The organism is Streptococcus pseudopneumoniae, assembly GCF_001072665.1.
In the GTDB taxonomy this organism is placed as follows: Bacteria; Bacillota; Bacilli; order Lactobacillales; family Streptococcaceae; genus Streptococcus; species Streptococcus pseudopneumoniae_S.
In genome coordinates this window covers 1-19232 of sequence record NZ_JVJI01000038.1, presented here as the reverse complement: position 1 = coordinate 19232, position 19232 = coordinate 1, and the positions used below count along the sequence as shown (strand labels likewise).

Annotated in this window: 21 protein-coding genes and 2 pseudogenes; 14 read left to right on the top strand and 9 right to left on the bottom strand. The window is 42.2% G+C overall.

Annotated features, from left to right (window positions below; all coding sequences use genetic code 11):
• The first annotated feature begins 50 nt into the window (after window positions 1-50).
• The 10 genes from ADH52_RS02880 (at window position 51) to ADH52_RS02835 (ending at window position 8264) form a co-directional block, all read left to right on the top strand.
• Window positions 51-275, top strand: a complete 225-nt coding sequence (locus ADH52_RS02880; protein ID WP_000257838.1) for an acyl carrier protein — start codon at window positions 51-53, stop codon at window positions 273-275.
• Window positions 276-391: 116 nt separating this feature from the next.
• Window positions 392-1366, top strand: coding sequence for an enoyl-[acyl-carrier-protein] reductase FabK (fabK, locus tag ADH52_RS02875; protein WP_049487029.1), 975 nt, complete (start codon window positions 392-394; stop codon window positions 1364-1366).
• A complete protein-coding gene (gene fabD, locus ADH52_RS02870) occupies window positions 1359-2282 on the top strand; it encodes an ACP S-malonyltransferase (RefSeq protein WP_049487030.1) in 924 nt (307 codons plus the stop codon). The genes fabK and fabD overlap by 8 nt, the downstream gene beginning before the upstream one ends.
• A gap of 40 nt (window positions 2283-2322) precedes the next feature.
• On the top strand, window positions 2323-3054 hold the full coding sequence (gene fabG, locus ADH52_RS02865) for a 3-oxoacyl-[acyl-carrier-protein] reductase (RefSeq protein ID WP_049487031.1): 732 nt from the start codon (window positions 2323-2325) through the stop codon (window positions 3052-3054).
• Between the two features lie 21 nt (window positions 3055-3075).
• The gene (gene fabF, locus ADH52_RS02860) at window positions 3076-4311 is read left to right on the top strand and encodes a beta-ketoacyl-ACP synthase II (RefSeq protein ID WP_049487032.1); all 1236 of its coding nucleotides are present in this window, start codon (window positions 3076-3078) and stop codon (window positions 4309-4311) included.
• A 2-nt stretch (window positions 4312-4313) separates the two neighbouring features.
• On the top strand, window positions 4314-4799 hold the full coding sequence (accB, locus tag ADH52_RS02855) for an acetyl-CoA carboxylase biotin carboxyl carrier protein (protein ID WP_001052238.1): 486 nt from the start codon (window positions 4314-4316) through the stop codon (window positions 4797-4799).
• Window positions 4796-5218: a 3-hydroxyacyl-ACP dehydratase FabZ gene (gene fabZ / locus ADH52_RS02850; protein WP_049487033.1), complete on the top strand. Its 423-nt coding sequence runs from the start codon at window positions 4796-4798 to the stop codon at window positions 5216-5218. Before accB ends, fabZ begins: the two co-directional genes overlap by 4 nt.
• 11 nt (window positions 5219-5229) lie before the next feature.
• On the top strand, window positions 5230-6597 hold the full coding sequence (gene accC / locus ADH52_RS02845; protein WP_045612209.1) for an acetyl-CoA carboxylase biotin carboxylase subunit: 1368 nt from the start codon (window positions 5230-5232) through the stop codon (window positions 6595-6597).
• Between the two features lie 36 nt (window positions 6598-6633).
• Window positions 6634-7500, top strand: a complete 867-nt coding sequence (gene accD / locus ADH52_RS02840; RefSeq protein ID WP_049487034.1) for an acetyl-CoA carboxylase, carboxyltransferase subunit beta — start codon at window positions 6634-6636, stop codon at window positions 7498-7500.
• Entirely contained in the window at window positions 7497-8264 is a 768-nt protein-coding gene (locus tag ADH52_RS02835) for an acetyl-CoA carboxylase carboxyl transferase subunit alpha (protein ID WP_049487035.1), read from the top strand. The genes accD and ADH52_RS02835 overlap by 4 nt, the downstream gene beginning before the upstream one ends.
• Window positions 8265-8378: 114 nt before the next feature.
• Here the strand turns inward: ADH52_RS02835 and nusB are convergent, their stop codons facing one another.
• The 9 genes and pseudogenes from nusB to gatC all read right to left on the bottom strand — a co-directional run bounded on the left by nusB (window position 8379) and on the right by gatC (window position 14032).
• Entirely contained in the window at window positions 8379-8804 is a 426-nt protein-coding gene (gene nusB, locus ADH52_RS02830; protein WP_000203638.1) for a transcription antitermination factor NusB, read from the bottom strand.
• Window positions 8797-9186 (bottom strand): Asp23/Gls24 family envelope stress response protein, encoded by a 390-nt coding sequence (locus ADH52_RS02825; protein WP_000510575.1) that lies wholly within the window; start codon window positions 9184-9186, stop codon window positions 8797-8799. The genes nusB and ADH52_RS02825 overlap by 8 nt, the downstream gene beginning before the upstream one ends.
• Window positions 9187-9207: 21 nt before the next feature.
• Window positions 9208-9768 (bottom strand): elongation factor P, encoded by a 561-nt coding sequence (efp, locus tag ADH52_RS02820; RefSeq protein ID WP_000568643.1) that lies wholly within the window; start codon window positions 9766-9768, stop codon window positions 9208-9210.
• Between the two features lie 130 nt (window positions 9769-9898).
• Window positions 9899-10192: pseudogene (locus ADH52_RS02815) on the bottom strand (glutamyl-tRNA amidotransferase); the annotation flags it as partial.
• Window positions 10167-10298, bottom strand: a pseudogene (locus tag ADH52_RS11650) (SPFH domain-containing protein); the annotation flags it as partial. The pseudogenes ADH52_RS02815 and ADH52_RS11650, both read right to left, overlap by 26 nt.
• Window positions 10299-10379: 81 nt before the next feature.
• Window positions 10380-10775 (bottom strand): hypothetical protein, encoded by a 396-nt coding sequence (locus tag ADH52_RS02810; protein ID WP_049487037.1) that lies wholly within the window; start codon window positions 10773-10775, stop codon window positions 10380-10382.
• Window positions 10776-10818: 43 nt separating this feature from the next.
• A complete protein-coding gene (gene gatB / locus ADH52_RS02805) occupies window positions 10819-12264 on the bottom strand; it encodes an Asp-tRNA(Asn)/Glu-tRNA(Gln) amidotransferase subunit GatB (protein ID WP_049487038.1) in 1446 nt (481 codons plus the stop codon).
• Window positions 12264-13730, bottom strand: a complete 1467-nt coding sequence (gene gatA, locus ADH52_RS02800) for an Asp-tRNA(Asn)/Glu-tRNA(Gln) amidotransferase subunit GatA (RefSeq protein ID WP_049487039.1) — start codon at window positions 13728-13730, stop codon at window positions 12264-12266. The genes gatB and gatA overlap by 1 nt, the downstream gene beginning before the upstream one ends.
• Window positions 13730-14032, bottom strand: a complete 303-nt coding sequence (gene gatC / locus ADH52_RS02795) for an Asp-tRNA(Asn)/Glu-tRNA(Gln) amidotransferase subunit GatC (protein ID WP_000705419.1) — start codon at window positions 14030-14032, stop codon at window positions 13730-13732. The genes gatA and gatC overlap by 1 nt, the downstream gene beginning before the upstream one ends.
• Window positions 14033-14197: 165 nt before the next feature.
• On the opposite strand from gatC, the gene ADH52_RS02790 reads away from it, so the two are divergent.
• From ADH52_RS02790 to ADH52_RS11755, 4 genes are all read left to right on the top strand, one after another.
• Window positions 14198-14872: a TIGR02206 family membrane protein gene (locus ADH52_RS02790; protein ID WP_049487040.1), complete on the top strand. Its 675-nt coding sequence runs from the start codon at window positions 14198-14200 to the stop codon at window positions 14870-14872.
• Window positions 14873-15033: 161 nt separating this feature from the next.
• Window positions 15034-16578, top strand: coding sequence for a peptide chain release factor 3 (locus tag ADH52_RS02785; RefSeq protein ID WP_001025437.1), 1545 nt, complete (start codon window positions 15034-15036; stop codon window positions 16576-16578).
• Between the two features lie 10 nt (window positions 16579-16588).
• Entirely contained in the window at window positions 16589-16711 is a 123-nt protein-coding gene (locus tag ADH52_RS11760) for a hypothetical protein (protein WP_275043576.1), read from the top strand.
• A 653-nt stretch (window positions 16712-17364) separates the two neighbouring features.
• Window positions 17365-19179 carry an accessory Sec-dependent serine-rich glycoprotein adhesin gene (locus ADH52_RS11755; protein WP_049509976.1) on the top strand — a complete coding sequence of 605 codons (1815 nt, stop codon included), beginning with the start codon at window positions 17365-17367 and terminating at the stop codon, window positions 19177-19179.
• The last annotated feature ends 53 nt before the right edge of the window (window positions 19180-19232 follow it).

Genomic DNA, 19232 nt, shown 5'->3' with positions numbered 1-19232 from the left:
GTGGTGAACACATTGTTATAAAAAACTATTTATTTTAAAGGAGTCCTATCATGGCAGTATTTGAAAAAGTACAAGAAATTATCGTTGAAGAACTTGGAAAAGACGCATCAGAAGTAACACTTGAATCAACTTTTGATGATTTGGACGCAGATTCATTGGACTTGTTCCAAGTAATCTCAGAAATCGAAGATGCTTTTGATATCCAAATCGAAGCAGAAGATGACTTGAAAACAGTTGGTGACTTGGTTGCCTACGTTGAAGAGCAAACAAAATAAACAGAATATAAATAGAAGGAGTAGGGAAACCCGCTCCCTCTTGTTTAGGCAATAGTTTGATTGTCAAATTATGATGGTATCGAACTATTACGTAAGCAAGAAATGATGGAGGCACTATGAAAACACGTATTACAGAATTATTGAACATTGATTATCCTATTTTCCAAGGAGGAATGGCCTGGGTTGCTGATGGTGATTTGGCAGGAGCTGTTTCCAAGGCTGGAGGACTAGGGATTATTGGTGGGGGGAATGCCCCTAAAGAAGTTGTCAAGGCAAATATTGATAAAATCAAATCATTGACTGATAAACCCTTTGGTGTCAACATCATGCTCTTGTCTCCCTTTGTGGAAGATATTGTAGACCTCGTTATCGAGGAAGGAGTTAAGGTAGTTACAACAGGCGCAGGAAATCCAAGCAAGTACATGGAACGCTTCCATGCTGCTGGTATCACGGTTATTCCAGTTGTGCCTAGTGTTGCTTTAGCTAAACGCATGGAAAAAATCGGTGCGGACGCTGTTATTGCAGAAGGAATGGAGGCCGGGGGGCATATCGGTAAATTAACAACCATGACCTTGGTGCGCCAGGTTGCTGCTGCTGTATCTATTCCTGTTATTGCTGCAGGAGGGATTGCGGATGGTGAAGGTGCTGCTGCTGGCTTTATGCTAGGTGCAGAAGCTATTCAGGTTGGAACTCGCTTTGTCGTTGCAAAAGAGTCTAATGCCCATCCAAATTATAAGGCGAAAATTTTAAAAGCTAGAGATATTGATACTACGATTTCAGCTCAACACTTTGGACATGCTGTTCGTGCGATTAAAAATCAGTTGACTCGTGATTTTGAACAAGCTGAAAAAGATGCTTTTAAACAAGAAAATCCAGATTTGGAAATTTTTGAACAAATGGGAGCAGGTGCTCTAGCCAAAGCGGTTGTTCACGGAGATGTGGATGGAGGCTCTGTCATGGCAGGTCAAATTGCAGGGCTTGTTTCCAAAGAAGAAACCGTTGAAGAAATCCTAAAAGATTTGTATTACGGAGCAGCTAAGAAAATTCAAGAAGAGGCCTCTCGTTGGGCAGGAGTTGTAAGAAATGACTAAAACAGCCTTTTTATTTGCTGGCCAAGGTGCCCAGTATCTAGGTATGGGACGGGATCTCTATGATCAGTATCCGATTGTTAAAGAAACGATTGATCAAGCGAGTCAGGTACTTGGTTACGATTTGCGTCATCTTATTGATACAGAAGAAGCAAAACTTAACCAGACCCGCTATACGCAACCAGCTATTTTAGCGACTTCAGTTGCTATCTATCGTTTATTGCAAGAAAAGGGCTATCAGCCTGATATGGTTGCTGGTTTGTCCCTTGGAGAATATTCTGCCTTGGTGGCCAGCGGTGCCTTGGATTTTGAAGATGCGGTTGCCTTGGTAGCTGAGCGTGGAGCCTATATGGAAGAAGCGGCCCCTGCTGGTTCTGGCAAGATGGTAGCAGTTCTCAATACGCCAGTAGAGGTCATTGAAGAAGCCTGTCAAAAAGCTTCTGAACTTGGAGTGGTTACCCCAGCCAACTATAATACACCTGCACAAATTGTGATTGGTGGAGAAGTGGTTGCAGTTGATCGAGCTGTTGAACTCTTGCAAGAAGCTGGAGCTAAACGCTTGATTCCTCTCAAGGTTTCAGGTCCTTTTCATACCGCTCTCCTTGAGCCTGCTAGCCAGAAGCTAGCTGAAACTCTAGCTCGGGTAAGTTTTTCAGATTTTACTTGTCCTCTAGTTGGCAATACAGAAGCTGCAGTTATGCAAAAAGAAGACATTGCTCAACTCTTGACGCGTCAGGTCAAGGAGCCAGTTCGTTTCTATGAAAGTATTGCAGTTATGCAAGAAGCAGGCGTAACCAACTTTATCGAGATTGGACCGGGGAAAGTCTTGTCAGGCTTTGTCAAAAAAATTGATAAGACAGTTAAACTAGCCACTGTTGAAGATCAGGCTAGTTTAGAAGCCTTGCTAGAAAACAAGTAATCCCTTCTCCCATAAATACAAGAGGAAACAGGAGAAAAGAATGCAACTAAAAAATAAAAATATCTTTATTACAGGTTCGAGTCGTGGAATTGGTCTTGCCATTGCCCACAAGTTTGCTCAAGCAGGAGCCAATATCGTCTTAAACAGTCGTGGGACAATCTCAGAGGACTTGCTAGCCGAGTTTTCAAACTATGGTGTCAAGGTGGTTCCTATTTCAGGAGATGTATCAGATTTTGCAGACGCTAAGCGTATGGTTGAGCAAGCTATTGCAGAGCTGGGTTCAGTAGATGTTTTGGTTAACAATGCAGGGATCACCCAAGATACCCTAATGCTCAAGATGACAGAAGCAGATTTTGAAAAAGTTCTCAAGGTTAACCTGACTGGCGCCTTTAACATGACACAATCAGTCTTGAAACCGATGATGAAAGCCAGAGAAGGTGCTATCATTAATATGTCTAGTGTTGTTGGTTTGATGGGAAATATCGGTCAAGCTAACTATGCAGCTTCTAAGGCTGGTTTGATTGGTTTTACCAAGTCTGTGGCGCGTGAAGTAGCCAATCGCAATATCAGGGTTAATGCTATTGCACCTGGAATGATTGAGTCCGATATGACAGCTGTTCTATCGGACAAGGTAAAAGATGCCATGCTGGCGCAAATTCCTATGAAAGAATTTGGTCAAGCAGAGCAGGTTGCAGATTTAACAGTATTTTTAGCAGGCCAAGATTATCTAACTGGTCAAGTGGTTGCCATTGATGGCGGCCTCAGTATGTAGCAGAAGCTAGAGGTGAAAAAGATGAAACTAAATCGTGTAGTAGTAACAGGTTATGGAGTGACATCTCCAATCGGAAATACACCAGAAGAATTTTGGAATAGTTTGACAAGTGGAAAAATCGGAATTGGTCCAATTACAAAATTTGATCATAGTGACTTTGATGTGCATAATGCAGCAGAAATTCAAGATTTTCCTTTTGATAAATACTTTGTTAAGAAAGATACCAACCGTTTTGATAACTACTCTTTGTATGCCTTGTATGCAGCCCAAGAAGCTGTCAATCATGCCAATTTGGATGTAGAGGCTCTTGATAAAGATCGTTTTGGTGTTATCGTGGCCTCTGGTATTGGTGGAATCAAAGAAATTGAAGATCAAGTGCTTCGCCTAAATGACAAAGGACCAAAACGTGTGAAACCATTGACCCTTCCAAAAGCCTTACCAAATATGGCTTCAGGAAATGTTGCTATGCGTTTTGGAGCAAACGGTGTTTGTAAATCCATCAATACTGCCTGCGCTTCATCAAATGACGCGATTGGGGATGCCTTCCGCTCAATTAAATTTGGTTTCCAAGACGTTATGTTGGTAGGTGGTTCAGAAGCCTCTATCACACCTTTTGCTATTGCTGGTTTCCAAGCCCTAACTGCTCTCTCAACTACAGAAGATCCAACTCGTGCTTCCATTCCATTTGATAAGGACCGTAATGGTTTTGTCATGGGTGAAGGTTCTGGGATGTTGGTTCTTGAAAGCCTTGAACACGCTGAAAAACGTGGGGCTACTATCCTTGCTGAAGTGGTTGGTTACGGAAATACTTGTGATGCCTACCACATGACTTCACCACATCCAGAAGGTCAGGGAGCTATCAAGGCCATCAAACTAGCCTTGGAAGAAGCTGAGATTTCTCCAGAGCAAGTAGCCTATGTCAATGCTCACGGAACGTCAACTCCTGCTAATGAAAAAGGAGAAAGTGGTGCGATCGTAGCTGTTCTTGGTAAGGAAGTACCTGTATCATCAACCAAATCATTCACAGGACATTTGCTGGGTGCTGCAGGTGCAGTAGAAGCTATCGTAACAATCGAGGCTATGCGTCATAACTTTGTTCCAATGACAGCTGGAACAAGTGAAGTATCAGATTATATCGAAGCCAATGTCGTTTATGGACAAGGCTTGGAGCAAGAAATTCCATACGCTATTTCAAATACTTTTGGTTTTGGTGGCCACAATGCAGTTCTTGCTTTCAAACGTTGGGAGAATAAATAACTATGAATTTAAACGATATTAAAGACTTGATGGCCCAATTTGACCAGTCAAGTTTGAGAGAATTTTCTTATAGAAATGGGACGGATGAGTTACAGTTTAGCAAGAATGAAGCTAGACTTGTGCCTGAAGTTGCACCTCAGGTCGCTCCTGCGCCTGCTGTAGCAACACCAAGTCCAGTAGCTTCAACATCTGCTCCAGTAGAAACTGTAGTGGAAGAAGTTCCTGCTTCAGTTGAAGCAAGTGTAGCTGCTGAGGGAGATGTTGTAGAGAGCCCACTTGTTGGGGTGGCTTACTTGGCTGCTGGACCTGATAAACCTGCCTTCGTTTCAGTTGGTGATAGTGTCAAAAAAGGTCAAACATTGGTGATCATCGAAGCTATGAAAGTCATGAATGAAATCCCAGCTCCTAAGGATGGTGTGGTAACGGAAATTCTCGTTTCTAACGAAGAAATGGTTGAGTTTGGTAAAGGATTGGTACGTATCAAATGATCGATATTCAAGGAATCAAAGAAGCCCTTCCCCACCGTTATCCTATGCTCCTAGTAGACCGTGTGTTGGAAGTGAGCGAGGATACTATTGTTGCTATCAAAAATGTGACCATTAACGAGCCCTTCTTCAACGGTCATTTTCCTCAATACCCTGTCATGCCAGGTGTTCTGATTATGGAAGCCTTGGCGCAAACAGCTGGTGTCTTGGAGTTGTCTAAGCCTGAAAATAAAGGAAAACTGGTCTTTTACGCTGGTATGGACAAGGTTAAATTTAAGAAGCAAGTTGTGCCTGGAGACCAATTGCTTATGACAGCGACTTTTGTCAAACGTCGTGGCACGATTGCCGTGGTTGAAGCAAAGGCTGAAGTGGATGGCAAGCTTGTAGCTAGTGGTACTCTTACCTTTGCAATTGGGAACTAAGGAGGTTCTCCATGTTTCGAAAAATTTTAATTGCCAATCGTGGTGAAATTGCGGTTCGTATTATCCGTGCGGCGCGTGAACTGGGGATTGCAACGGTGGCGGTTTATTCAACTGCTGATAAGGAAGCCCTGCATACGCTTTTAGCAGATGAAGCAGTTTGTATCGGTCCTGGCAAGGCAACAGAGTCTTATCTCAATATTAATGCGGTTCTATCAGCTGCAGTCTTGACTGAGGCAGAAGCCATTCACCCAGGTTTTGGATTTCTCAGTGAAAATTCCAAATTTGCAACCATGTGTGAAGAAGTTGGTATCAAGTTTATCGGTCCATCTGGTCATGTTATGGATATGATGGGGGATAAGATCAATGCGCGTGCTCAGATGATTAAAGCTGGTGTGCCTGTCATTCCAGGTTCGGATGGAGAAGTGCATAACTCTGAAGAAGCTTTGATTGTTGCTGAAAAAATTGGCTATCCTGTTATGCTCAAGGCTTCAGCAGGTGGAGGTGGTAAAGGGATTCGTAAGGTTGAAAAACCAGAAGACCTCGTTTCAGCCTTTGAAACTGCCTCTAGTGAGGCCAAGGCCAATTATGGCAATGGTGCTATGTACATAGAACGGGTTATCTATCCAGCACGTCACATCGAGGTTCAAATCCTAGGAGATGAACATGGGAATGTGATTCACTTGGGGGAACGGGATTGTTCTCTTCAACGGAATAATCAAAAGGTTTTGGAAGAAAGCCCTTCAATTGCAATCGGAAAAACGTTGCGTCATGAAATCGGTGCGGCTGCTGTTCGAGCTGCAGAGTCTGTTGGCTATGAGAATGCAGGGACCATTGAGTTTCTGCTTGATGAAGCAAGTGGCAATTTCTATTTCATGGAAATGAATACACGTGTTCAGGTAGAGCATCCAGTAACAGAGTTTGTTTCAGGTGTGGATATCGTTAAGGAACAGATTCGCATTGCGGCAGGTCAGCCCCTGTCTGTTAAGCAAGAAGATATTGTCCTACGCGGTCATGCCATCGAGTGTCGTATCAATGCAGAAAATCCAGCCTTTAACTTTGCTCCAAGTCCAGGTAAGATTACTAATCTCCATCTGCCAAGTGGTGGAGTTGGCTTGCGCGTGGATTCAGCAGTTTATCCAGGATATACCATTCCACCTTATTATGATAGTATGATTGCCAAAATCATCGTACACGGCGAAAATCGTTTTGACGCCTTGATGAAAATGCAACGTGCCCTCTATGAATTAGAGATAGAAGGGGTGCAGACCAATGCAGATTTCCAGCTTGACCTCATTTCAGATCGCAATGTCATTGCTGGAGATTACGATACTTCCTTCTTGATGGAAACCTTCTTACCTAAATATCAAGAAAAAGAATAAAATGACTTCAAGAGTTTAAACCGAAAAGGGGAATCAATGGCTCTATTTAGTAAAAAAGATAAGTATATTCGAATCAATCCCAATCGTTCGGTTAGGGAAAAACCTCAAGCTAAGCCAGAGGTTCCAGATGAATTATTCTCCCAGTGTCCAGGCTGTAAGCATACCATCTATCAGAAGGATCTGGGAAGTGAGCGTATCTGTCCGCACTGTAGTTACACCTTTCGTATTTCTGCCCAAGAACGCTTGGCTTTGACGATTGATATGGGAACCTTCAAGGAATTGTTTACAGGGATTGAAAGCAAGGATCCCTTGCATTTCCCAGGTTATCAAAAGAAACTAGCAACTATGCGTGAAAAAACAGGTCTGGATGAAGCCGTTGTTACAGGAACTGCTCTTATAAAAGGTCAGACTGTGGCTCTTGGGATTATGGATTCTAACTTTATCATGGCTTCTATGGGTACGGTTGTAGGTGAAAAAATCACTCGATTATTTGAATATGCGACTGTTGAAAAATTGCCAGTTGTTCTTTTTACAGCATCTGGTGGAGCCCGTATGCAGGAAGGAATCATGAGTCTCATGCAGATGGCCAAGATCTCTGCAGCGGTTAAACGCCATTCAAATGCTGGTCTCTTTTATCTGACCATTTTGACAGATCCAACGACAGGTGGTGTGACAGCTTCTTTCGCTATGGAGGGCGATATCATTCTGGCTGAACCACAGAGCTTGGTTGGTTTTGCTGGGCGTCGTGTGATTGAAAATACGGTTCGTGAAAACTTGCCTGAGGATTTTCAAAAGGCAGAATTCCTACTGGAACATGGCTTTGTAGATGCTATTGTCAAAAGAAGAGATTTGCCAGATACGATTGCTAGCCTAGTCAGATTGCATGGAGGGTGTCCTAGATGAATATTGCAAAAATAGTCAGAGAAGCGCGTGAGCAGAGTCGCTTGACAACCTTGGACTTTGCGACAGGCATTTTTGATGAATTTATCCAATTACACGGTGACCGTTCTTTTCGTGATGATGGTGCAGTTGTCGGTGGTATTGGCTGGCTTGGAGATCAAGCTGTCACAGTGGTTGGTATCCAAAAAGGCAAGAGCTTGCAAGACAACCTCAAACGGAATTTTGGACAACCACATCCAGAAGGCTATCGCAAGGCCCTACGGTTGATGAAACAAGCTGAAAAATTTGGCCGTCCAGTTGTGACCTTTATCAATACTGCAGGTGCCTATCCTGGTGTGGGAGCGGAAGAACGCGGTCAAGGGGAAGCTATCGCTCGCAATCTTATGGAAATGAGTGATCTGAAAGTTCCGATTATCGCCATCATTATCGGTGAAGGTGGTTCAGGTGGGGCTTTGGCTCTAGCAGTTGCAGACCGTGTCTGGATGCTGGAAAATTCTATCTATGCCATTCTCAGCCCAGAAGGCTTTGCTTCCATTCTATGGAAGGACGGAACTCGTGCCATGGAAGCGGCAGAGCTGATGAAAATCACTTCTCATGAACTGCTAGAAATGGACGTGGTGGACAAGGTGATTTCTGAAGCAGGACTTTCTAGCAAAGAATTAATTAAGAATGTCAAAAAAGAACTCCAAGCTGAGCTAGCTAGACTTTCGCAAAAACCGTTAGAAGCGTTGTTGGAAGAGCGTTACCAACGATTTAGAAAATACTAATACTTCAGAATACATAAAAACTAGAGCTGGCAGTCAGTTCTAGTTTTTATGTGGTTCTTACTTTATACCAAGGGGAAAGTCAAAAGGTGCCTGGAAGACCAAACACCTTTTCGATTATTCATTTTCTTCTGTTACAAATTGACTAAGCAGTCCATTGATAAAACGGGCTGATTTTTGATCTGAAAAATTCTTAGCAAGTTCAATGGCTTCATTGACTGCTACCAGCTGAGGTGTATCAAATGATGTGATTTCAAAGATACCCAAGCGTAGTAAGTTTTTTTCGACCAAGGTCAAGCGTTCAACTGTCCAGCCTGACTTGAGGTGCTGGTTGATTTGTTTATCCAACTCGTCTTTTTGAGCTTGAACGCCAGAAACCAAGTTCAGAAGAAAGGCAGGGATTTGCACATCTGCATCTTCACGGTCATGCGTGTAGGCAAAGTGACAAGCTGTTTCCATATCTGTGCCGAATTCAAGACTCATAAGAGCTTGAAAAGCGCATTTACGAAGTTCGCGTCTAGATTCTAATAATGGACTAGTCATTGAGGAAGTCCTCGTTAAATAAATCTTTCAACTCAGGTTTTGGTGTTTTATCTGGAACGATTCCTGCAACATGGATGTTGACAGCAGCAAGTTCCACATCAGCCATATCTCGGACAGCATCTTTGACCGCTTTTTGAATAGCAAGAGCAACTTTTGGTACTTTTACACCGTACTCAAGATAGAGATAAATGTCAGCAGTTAGTTCTTCGTTGCTTTCTTTTAAGTAGACGCCACGACCAAGAGAGAGTTTTGATAGGGTATCAGATACGGATTTATTTGAAAATGAGTGGACACCATCAACTTTAGCAGTTGCGATGGCAATGATTTTTTCAAGTACACGTGGAGCGATAACGATTTCGCCAAATTGTTCTTCAATTCCCATAGAATGACCTCTTTCTAGAGATTAGGCACGAGAAACGTAAGTTCCTTCTGCAGTGTTGATGATCAATTTTTGCCCAGCTTCGATGAAGTCAGGAACGTTGACAACAAGTCCAGTTTCCATAGTCGCTGGTTTACCAGAACCTGTAACAGTAGCACCTTTGATAGATGGTTGTGTTTCAGCGACTGTCAATTCAACAGTAGTTGGTACAGTTACACCGATTACTTCAGTTCCGTAGAATTGGATTTTTACATCAGAGTTTTCAAGGATGTAAAGCAATTCATTTTCAACGTTTACGACTGGGATTTCGTATTGGTCGTAAGTTTCAGTATTCATGAAGTAGGCAGTTTCATCCATCTTGTACAAGTATTGAGCTGGAACAGTTTCGATAATAGCTTGTTCGAATTTTTCTTCTGGACGGTAGCTTGTGTCAAATGTAGAACCAGTACGGACATCACGTAATTTCATACGCATGATTGTGTTTCCTTTACCTGGTTTGTGGTGGCTAGCTTCCAAAACGCGGATTAATTTTCCGTCTGCAGTTTCAAATGTCATACCAGCTTTCAATTTGCTTGCTTCAATCATGTTTTTACCTCTTTAATAAATATTATTACTCTTCATTTTACCATAAAATCTTCTGGAAATAAAGCCAAAATAGTTAATGGGATTTGGTAAGAGCGAAAAAACCAACCTCAAGGCTGGTTTCTTTTATATATTAATCTTCTTTCAACTTTGCCAATTCCTGGGCAAGCAGCTTAAGGGCGACTTGTGGGTTGGCTTGGCCTTTGGTTGCTTTCATAAGGAATCCTGTGAAGGTCTTGTCTGCGTTGCGTTTGCCTGACTTGAAGTCGGCAACAGCAGCTTCGTTATCGGCGAAGACTTGGTGGCTGATTGGAATCAGGATATCTGGATCTGAGATTTGAACCATGCCTGCTTTTTCCACGTATTCACGCGCGCCACCACCATTTTTAGCCAGGTGGACAAAGACTTTCTTGGTCGTAGCTGAGGTCTTCAAGAAGGATATTGGTTGCTTCAATCCCATATAGACTTGTCCAAAACTTGTTAATCTCTTGTTTAGCACGTTTGTTAAAGAGTTCTTGATTGGCATTGAGGCTAATGAAAAGGTAGATTTCTTAATTTAAATGATTATTAAACTATATTATAATCTTTAAAAATTATCTAAGATATACTTGTCGTTATTTACTAGCAGTTATCTTCTTTATGGAATGATGTTCAATGAGCCACCCTACAATCCACCCCGTCGCTAGCAAGTAATTTTCGAAAGCACCGATAGCATTTACAGGAGAATGATACTCCATAAAATTGACTAAGTGATTTGTTCCTATTCCAATCCCACCGAAGATGAGAGCGAGAAGCACGATTCGTAGATAGAACCAATCGTACTTAATATTGACACCGAGAATAAGAATCAATACAGCTAGGTTCCATATTCCAATTTCTCGTTGCCAACCAGCAGAGATTCCATACCCGGAGTGACTTCCCATGTATGATGGAAAGAAAATTTGTAGTATAGAAGCGCCTAGCATAGCGATGATGACTAAAACAAATAGCAATCGTAAAAATTTGTTCATTTTTTCTTCTTTCTAAAATAGAAAAAGGTATATAAAAAGTCTGTTATTCATCTTCTTTCAACTTCGCTAATTCTTGGGCAAGGAGTTTAAGGGCAACTTGTGGGTTGGCTTGGCCTTTGGTTGCTTTCATAAGGAAGCCTGTAAAGGCCTTATCTGCGTTGCGTTTGCCTGACTTGAAGTCGGCAACTGCGGCTTCGTTATCGGCAAAGACTTGGTGGATAATTGGAATCAAGACAGCTGGATCTGAGATTTGAACCATACCTGCTTTTTCCACGTATTCACGCGCGCCACCGCCATTTTTAGCTAGGTGGACAAAGACTTTCTTGGCAATCTTAGAAGAAATCGTGCCGTCTTCGATGATGGCAATCATTTCAACCAAGTTTTCTGGTGTCAATTCGATTTGTTCTAGTGTCTTGCCTTCAGCATTCAAGAACTGAGCGACTTCCCCTTGGAGCCAGTTAGAGACTTGTTTGGCATCGCCACCGAGGGCAACAGCTTTTTCAAAGAAGTCAGAAGTGACTTTATTTGCGGTTAACTGGCTAGCATCGTAGTCTGACAAACCAAGTTGAGATACGTAGCGAGCTCGGCGTTCTTTTGGAAACTCTGGTAACTCTGTACGCATTTCCTCAATCCACTCGTCTGAGATTTCAAAGAGTGGTAGGTCTGGTTCTGGGAAGTAGCGGTAGTCTGCAGCACCTTCCTTGACACGCATGAGGATAGTTGCCTTGTTGGCTTCATCGTAGCGGCGTGTTTCTTGGCGGATTTGACCACCTGAGCGAAGGATTTCAGCTTGACGTTGAACTTCGTATTCAAGACCTTTGCGAACGTTTGAGAAGGAGTTGAGGTTCTTCAACTCAGTCTTGGTACCGAATTTTTCTTGACCATAAGGGCGAAGGGAGATATTGGCATCCACACGCATAGAACCTTCTTCCATCTTAACGTCAGAAATACCAGCATACTGGATAACTTCCTTGAGGGCAGTTAGGTAAGCGTAGGCTTCTTCAGGAGAACGCATGTCAGCTTCAGATACAATCTCAATCAATGGCACCCCTTGGCGGTTGAGGTCAACATAAGAGTAGCCATCTGTACCATGGGTGTTTTTACCAGCGTCTTCCTCTAGGTGGGCACGTTCGATACCGATTTTCTTAGTTGTACCGTCTTCTAGTTCCACTTCAATCCAGCCATTATAGCCGATTGGCTCATCAAACTGAGAAATTTGGTAGGCTTTGGGATTATCAGGGTAGAAGTAGTTCTTGCGGTCAAAGTGCATCTTTTTGTGGATGTCCATGTTGAGGGCAAGAGCTGCCTTGATACCGGCATCGACAACACCTTTATTGAGAACTGGCAGAACTCCTGGGAAAGACCAGTCAATCACATTTGTATTGGCATTTTGGTCATTTCCAAAGTGGGCAGAAGTAGGTGAGAAGATTTTTGAATTGGTGTTGAGCTCTACGTGGACTTCAAGTCCAATGACTGTTTCAAAGTTCATTAGTTGTCACCTCCAAAAATCACGGGTTGTTGTTTGTGGTAGTCTGTTGTTGCTTCAAAGGCAGCAGCAGCTTGGTAAATGGTTTCTTCTGAGTACTTAGGACCAATCAATTGTAGACCGACAGGTAGACCTTGAGAGAATCCAGCTGGAATCGAAATTCCTGGGAGACCTGCCAGGTTGACTGGGATGGTCAAGAGGTCAGCTAAGTACATGGCAACTGGGTCGTGGTTAAGTGAGTCCAAGTCATAAGCAACACTTGGTGCAGTTGGTCCCAAAATCAAGTCGTAATCCGCGAAGACTTTTTCGAAATCTTGGATGATGAGGGTACGGACCTGACCAGCTTTCTTGTAGTAAGCATCGTAGTAACCTGATGAAAGGCTGAAAGTACCTAGCATGATACGGCGTTTAACCTCTTCACCGAAACCTTGGCTACGGCTGTTTACATAGATTTCATCAAGGTTAGTCGCATCCTCTGCGCGGTAGCCGTAACGGATACCGTCAAAGCGTTGCAAGTTTGATGAAGCTTCAGATGAAGCGATAATGTAGTAAACTGCAACACCGTATTTTGAGTGAGGAAGGCTAACTTCTTCGACGATGGCACCGAGTTTCTCGAAGTGTTTAGCGGCATTCAGAATGGTTTCCTTAACCTCTGGGTCAATTCCTTCACCAAGGTATTCCTTAGGTAAAGCAATTTTCATGCCCTTGATGTCTTGACCGATTTTTGAAGTAAAGTCGGCAATGCGGACAGGAGCAGAAGTAGAGTCTTTGGCATCTTCGCTGGCAATCGCATTGAGCAAGAGGGCGTTTTCCTTAACAGTAGGAGCAAAAGGTCCGATTTGGTCTAATGAGCTACCGAAGGCAATGAGACCGAAACGAGAAACTGTTCCGTAGGTTGGTTTGAGACCAACGATTCCGTTGAAGGCAGCAGGTTGGCGGATAGAACCACCAGTATCAGAACCAAGTGACAAGCGAACTTGGCCTGAAGCTACAGCTGCAGCTGAACCACTTGATGACCCACCAGGAACCTTGCTTTGATCCCAAGCATTTTTAGTTGCTCCGTAGTGTGAAGTTTCACCTGAACCACCCATAGCAAATTCGTCCATGTTAGTTTTACCTACGACAATCATTCCTGTAGCTTTTGCATTAGCAACGGCTGTCGCATCAAAAATTGGCTCGTAGTTATAGAGCATTTTTGAGGCAGCAGTTGTGAGAATGCCGTCTGTAGAGATGTTATCCTTAACTGCAAGTGGAATTCCTGAAAGGACATTATCAGCATCGATTCCAGCTTCATCAATAGCTTTAGCTTGAGCAAGGGCTTGCTCCTCAGCGATGGTAACAAAAGCGTTAATAGCTGTTTCGCGAGACTTGATATCTTCAAGCGTAGCTTGTGTTAATTCAGTTGCTGAAATTTCCTTAGAGACAAGGAGATTGTGCAAGTCTTCAATGGTTTTATTGTTGAAAGTCATTAGGCATCTCCTCCATCGTCTAGGATAGCTGGTACCTTGATATAGTAGTTGTCTTTTTCAGGTACGTTTTTAAACAAGCGATCACGGTCTGTTCCTTCTTCGGCCACATCAGGGCGGAGTACAGTCTTGCGGTCAGCCATGGTCGTAGTAGGTGCGACACCAGTTGTGTCTACTTCGCCCAGTAATTCAACCATGTCAACAATCTTAGACAAGGTAGTTGCAAAGGCAGCAGTTTCTTCTTCAGAGAATCTTAATTTTGAAAGATTGGCAACGTGTGTTACCTCTTCTTGCGTAATTTTCATCTTGCATCCTTTCGTGAAATGATGATTTTGAGTCTGTTCTATTTTACCATATTTTCCTATAAATAAGGGAGCCAAACTGAAAAGAAATAGAAATTGAAAAATCGTTTTTAATTCGCTATAATAGTTAAACTAGAAAAAAGAAAAAATAAGAGTTAGGATAGAAACATGTTCCATCAATTTATCACCAGAACTCAGACAGTCCCTCCTCCCATTTCACTTTTTTGGTATGGGGTTATGATGCTGGTCTTAATGCTTTGTATTTATGGGGCACTTGCTTATCACAAAAATCCGAAATTTGTATACTTGTTTAAGGGGATTCAGATCCTCCAGTTGCTAGCACTCTATAGTTGGTATGTTGGTTTTGGGATTCCCTTTTCTAATAGTCTCCCATTTTATCATTGCCGTTTAGCTATGTTTGCTGTGGTTTTCTTGCCTGATAAATGGAAAAGCAAGCAGTACTTTGCCCTCTTAGGAGCAAGTGGAGCTGTCTTTGCACTGGTTTACCCAGTTTTTGACCCCTATGACTTCCCCCATATTACCAGTTTTTCATTTTTGATTGGGCACTATGCCCTTCTAGTGAATTCCTTGGTCTACTTGATGGATCACTATGACAAGAGCCTACTCAAGAAATATATGATTGTAGTCTATACCTTTATCCTCAATCTCTTTCTAGTTGGGATTAATCAGGTGACTGGTGGGAATTATGGCTTGTTAAATAAGACACCTTTTATTCCTGATGCCCCCCTGTGGCTAAAGTACCTACTTGTGTCCGTCATCCTTTCACTGGCTCTGGTTCTTTTTGATATCTTGTTCAAAAAACGGTGGAAAAAGAGAAACTAGGTGAAATCAGTGCTCTAGCTAACTTTTTTCATCGGATGAGCAATTGAAAAACTACTTAAAATCCGATATAATGGAGTGTTGAAAGGAATGGTAAAATCCAATGTAGAAATCATTCTTAGCTATTGAAACAAGAAAAATAGAGAATCAAAGAAAGAGAACTTATGAATATTCAAGAAGAAATTAAGAAACGCCGTACCTTTGCCATCATCTCTCACCCGGACGCGGGGAAAACTACCATTACTGAGCAGTTGCTCTACTTTGGGGGCGAGATTCGTGAGGCTGGTACCGTAAAAGGAAAGAAAACAGGGACTTTTGCTAAGTCTGACTGGATGGATATCGAGAAGCAACGTGGGATTTCGGTGACATCATCTGTTATGCAATTTGACTACGACGGAAAACGCGTGAATATCCTCGACACCCCAGGGCACGAGGACTTCTCAGAAGATACCTATCGTACCTTGATGGCGGTGGATGCTGCGGTCATGGTCGTGGACTCTGCCAAGGGTATCGAGGCGCAAACCAAGAAATTATTTGAGGTTGTGAAACACCGTGGTATTCCAGTTTTTACCTTTATGAACAAGCTGGACCGTGACGGTCGTGAACCACTGGACCTCTTGCAAGAATTAGAAGAAGTCTTGGGTATTGCGAGTTACCCGATGAACTGGCCAATTGGGATGGGGAAAGCCTTTGAAGGCTTGTATGACCTTTATAACCAACGCTTGGAACTTTATAAAGGGGATGAGCGTTTTGCCAGTCTAGAAGATGGGGACAAGCTTTTTGGTAGCAATCCTTTCTACGAGCAAGTCAAAGATGATATTGAGCTTTTAAATGAAGCTGGAAATGAGTTTTCAGAGGAAGCAATCCTTGCTGGAGAATTGACACCTGTCTTCTTCGGCTCAGCCCTTACTAACTTTGGTGTGCAGACCTTCCTTGAGACTTTCCTCAAGTTTGCTCCAGAACCACATGGTCACAAGAAAACAGATGGTGAAATTGTGGATCCTTATGACAAGGATTTCTCAGGATTTGTCTTTAAAATCCAAGCCAACATGGACCCTCGACACCGTGACCGTATTGCTTTTGTTCGTATCGTTTCGGGTGAGTTTGAGCGCGGGATGAGTGTCAATCTGCCTCGTACTGGTAAGGGGGCTAAATTGTCTAATGTTACCCAGTTTATGGCGGAAAGTCGTGAGAATGTGACCAATGCCGTGGCGGGTGATATCATCGGGGTTTATGATACAGGTACTTATCAGGTTGGGGATACATTGACTGTTGGCAAAAACAAGTTTGAATTTGAACCACTGCCAACTTTTACACCTGAAATTTTCATGAAAGTTTCCGCTAAGAATGTCATGAAGCAAAAATCCTTCCACAAGGGAATTGAGCAATTGGTGCAAGAAGGAGCCATTCAGCTTTATAAGAATTACCAAACAGGCGAGTATATGCTGGGTGCTGTTGGTCAACTCCAGTTTGAAGTCTTTAAACACCGCATGGAAGGCGAGTACAATGCAGAAGTGGTTATGAGCCCGATGGGTAAAAAGACCGTTCGTTGGATCAAGCCTGAGGACTTGGATGAACGGATGTCATCAAGTCGCAATATCTTGGCCAAAGACCGTTTTGACCAACCAGTCTTCCTCTTTGAAAATGACTTTGCCCTCCGTTGGTTTGCGGACAAGTATCCAGATGTAGAGTTGGAAGAGAAGATGTAAATCGTTACAAATGACTAGCAACATAAAGTTGCTGTCATTTGACGGTAACCGCTATGGCGGTCTACCTAAACGCTTCACTAGGAAAAATCCACGAATGATATTGATTCGTGGATTTTTCCGTCGTAACTGGTAGGAAGTAGTCTAGCTAACTGCTTTACTAACTACGTTTGGCAAATGAAATCGATTTGCCAAACTCCGTGTCGTAGTGTAACAATCGGTTTACCTAAATGCTTTACTAGGAAAAATCCACGAATGGTATCGATTCGTGGGCTTTTCTGTCGTGACGGGGAGATAATGGCCTAGCTAACTAGAAAAAACATCAATAGAATGCCCATGATTATAATCTAATTGTGGGCATTTTTGATAGGAGTTACAGGGAGAATCGAGTTGATTCGAAGCAATTTTTTATGAAAATCTATTGTCACAAGATGTACTTCGATAGTATTTTTTGCATTACATTATGAATTTATCAATGAAACATGAATAGTCAAGTTTTTATATTTTGTTTATATAATATGTTGAAAATCCGAACGTTATATACTTTTTACTACTAAAATAAATTTAGCTATATATATTTTAAAAAGTTATTTGAGGCTTTTTATACAAAGGTATTAGATGTTGTTAGAGAACTTATAAATGGTTCGATATTTCAAAATATTTGAATGGTAATATTATATAAAAATATATCAAATTTCTTGACAAGCGTTTGCATTTAAAGTATACTTTAAAGGTATGATTAAAATAGGGTGGATTGTCCACTTTTGGTATGTAGGGAAAGGGTAAAACATGTTTTTTAGACGTCAAAAAGGTGAGTACAGAGAAACCGATCGAGTGACGCGGTATAAGTTAATCAAATCAGGAAAACATTGGTTGCGCGCTTCAACCTCTCTTTTTGGTTTGTTCAAGGTCTTGCGTGGTGGTGTAGATACGACGCAAGTCATGACTGAAGTAGTAGAGGATAAAGTAAATCCTTCTATTTCAGGTTTGGATATTATCAAGGGGCTTGCTGCCACAGGGGCTGTTTTAGGTGGTAGTGTTGCTACTCAAACAAAAGTGTTTGCAAATGAAACAGTAGCCGTGGAAAAAACGCTGGAAAATCCAGATCTTTTGGTTACAAATGATACAGTAGTTTTGGGTACGACATCTCTAAGTAACTCGGAAAATTCTGCTAGCTTGTCTACTTCTATAAGCGAAAGCGCTTCGATTTCAGAATCAGCTTCTACTAGCACCTCGGCTAGTACTTCAGCCAGCACCTCAGCAAGTGCTTCCGCTAGTACGTCGGTTAGTGCCTCAGCTAGCACATCATCTTCAGCCAGCGCTAGTGCTTCAGATTCTGCAAGTATGTCAACTAGTTTGAGTCAATCTGCTAGCCAAACAAGTAGCGTGTCAACATCTGTAGGAGCTTCTTCAGAAAAAACTGTATCTGAAATTCAAGATGAGAAGAAAGCATCGACTCAAAGTGAATCAAAGGTTGACAAGATTGATTCATCAATTTTGAAGCCTGCTACTATTGAGTCAAACACTGTTAAAACAAATTCAGATACAACAAGTTTAGTGGGAGCGACAGCTGCAACCTTGTCATCTGTAGAAGCCTCTGTAAAGAAAAATGAAGAAAATCGTAAGAAGTTAACCAAGCTTTCAGCTGAAATGGGTGAATACTTAGCGAAGGCTGCTGGTTTACCAAATACTGATTCTGCAATTACTAAGGTAAATGCAGCAGTGACAGCTATTGAAAAAGCTTTAGCAGATCCAACGAGTGACTGGACAGAGGTGGTGAAAAAAGCTACCTTGGCTCGTAATTCTATTGTCAATGCTGTTTTAAGAGCGCAATCAGGAGCGCGTGATGCCCGTAATGGCCAAACTATGTTACGCGATGCTTCTCTAAGAGCAAGTTGGGCTCCTCAGCAGGGCGATAGTCGCATGACAGTTAGTGAGCCTGTAGGTAGCTTTGATAAGGCGACTGGCATTGCAACATTTACGATAAATGTTCAGGCTAATAGTGCTTTGAGCAATGTAGGTGTTAAAATAGATGTCGGCCGAGGAGGCCATGTCCAAAGTGCAACATTTAACGGCTACTCTATGGACAAAACCTTTACTCAGGGTTCCGAAATTGTTTATAATTACAGACATGGACAAAATAGAAACTTAAACGGTACGATTGTAGTCAAAGTTAAATACGATAACAATGTATCGAATGGTACTGCTAATATGCAGGTTCAGGTTAGCTCGGCACCTATCGGGCAAAATACTCAAGGGAATGCTTCTAGGGTTCTATCGGCAAGTGTTCCAACAGGGTATACTGCATCAAAACCGACGCCAAAACCTTCTGTAAGTAAATCAGGTCCAAATATTGAAATAAAAAAAGGTACTCATTTCGATGTCTATAATGATGATAGTATTGATCTCGAAGTTTCTATACTAAAAAATGGAACTAGAATTCATTCATATGGATCAAGAGGTGGAGACCCTATTCCTGGCGTTACTTATGATGGTCCTCTGATGGGACAAGCGATAAATAGACTGAATCCAAACTATAATCCTAATGATCCAAGAAATAAAAATCCATTTCTCAATCAGCCTCAGCATCAACAAGTGCAGTAGCCTCAGCTTCAGCATCGACAAGTGCGGTAGCAAGTGCTTCAGCATCAACTAGC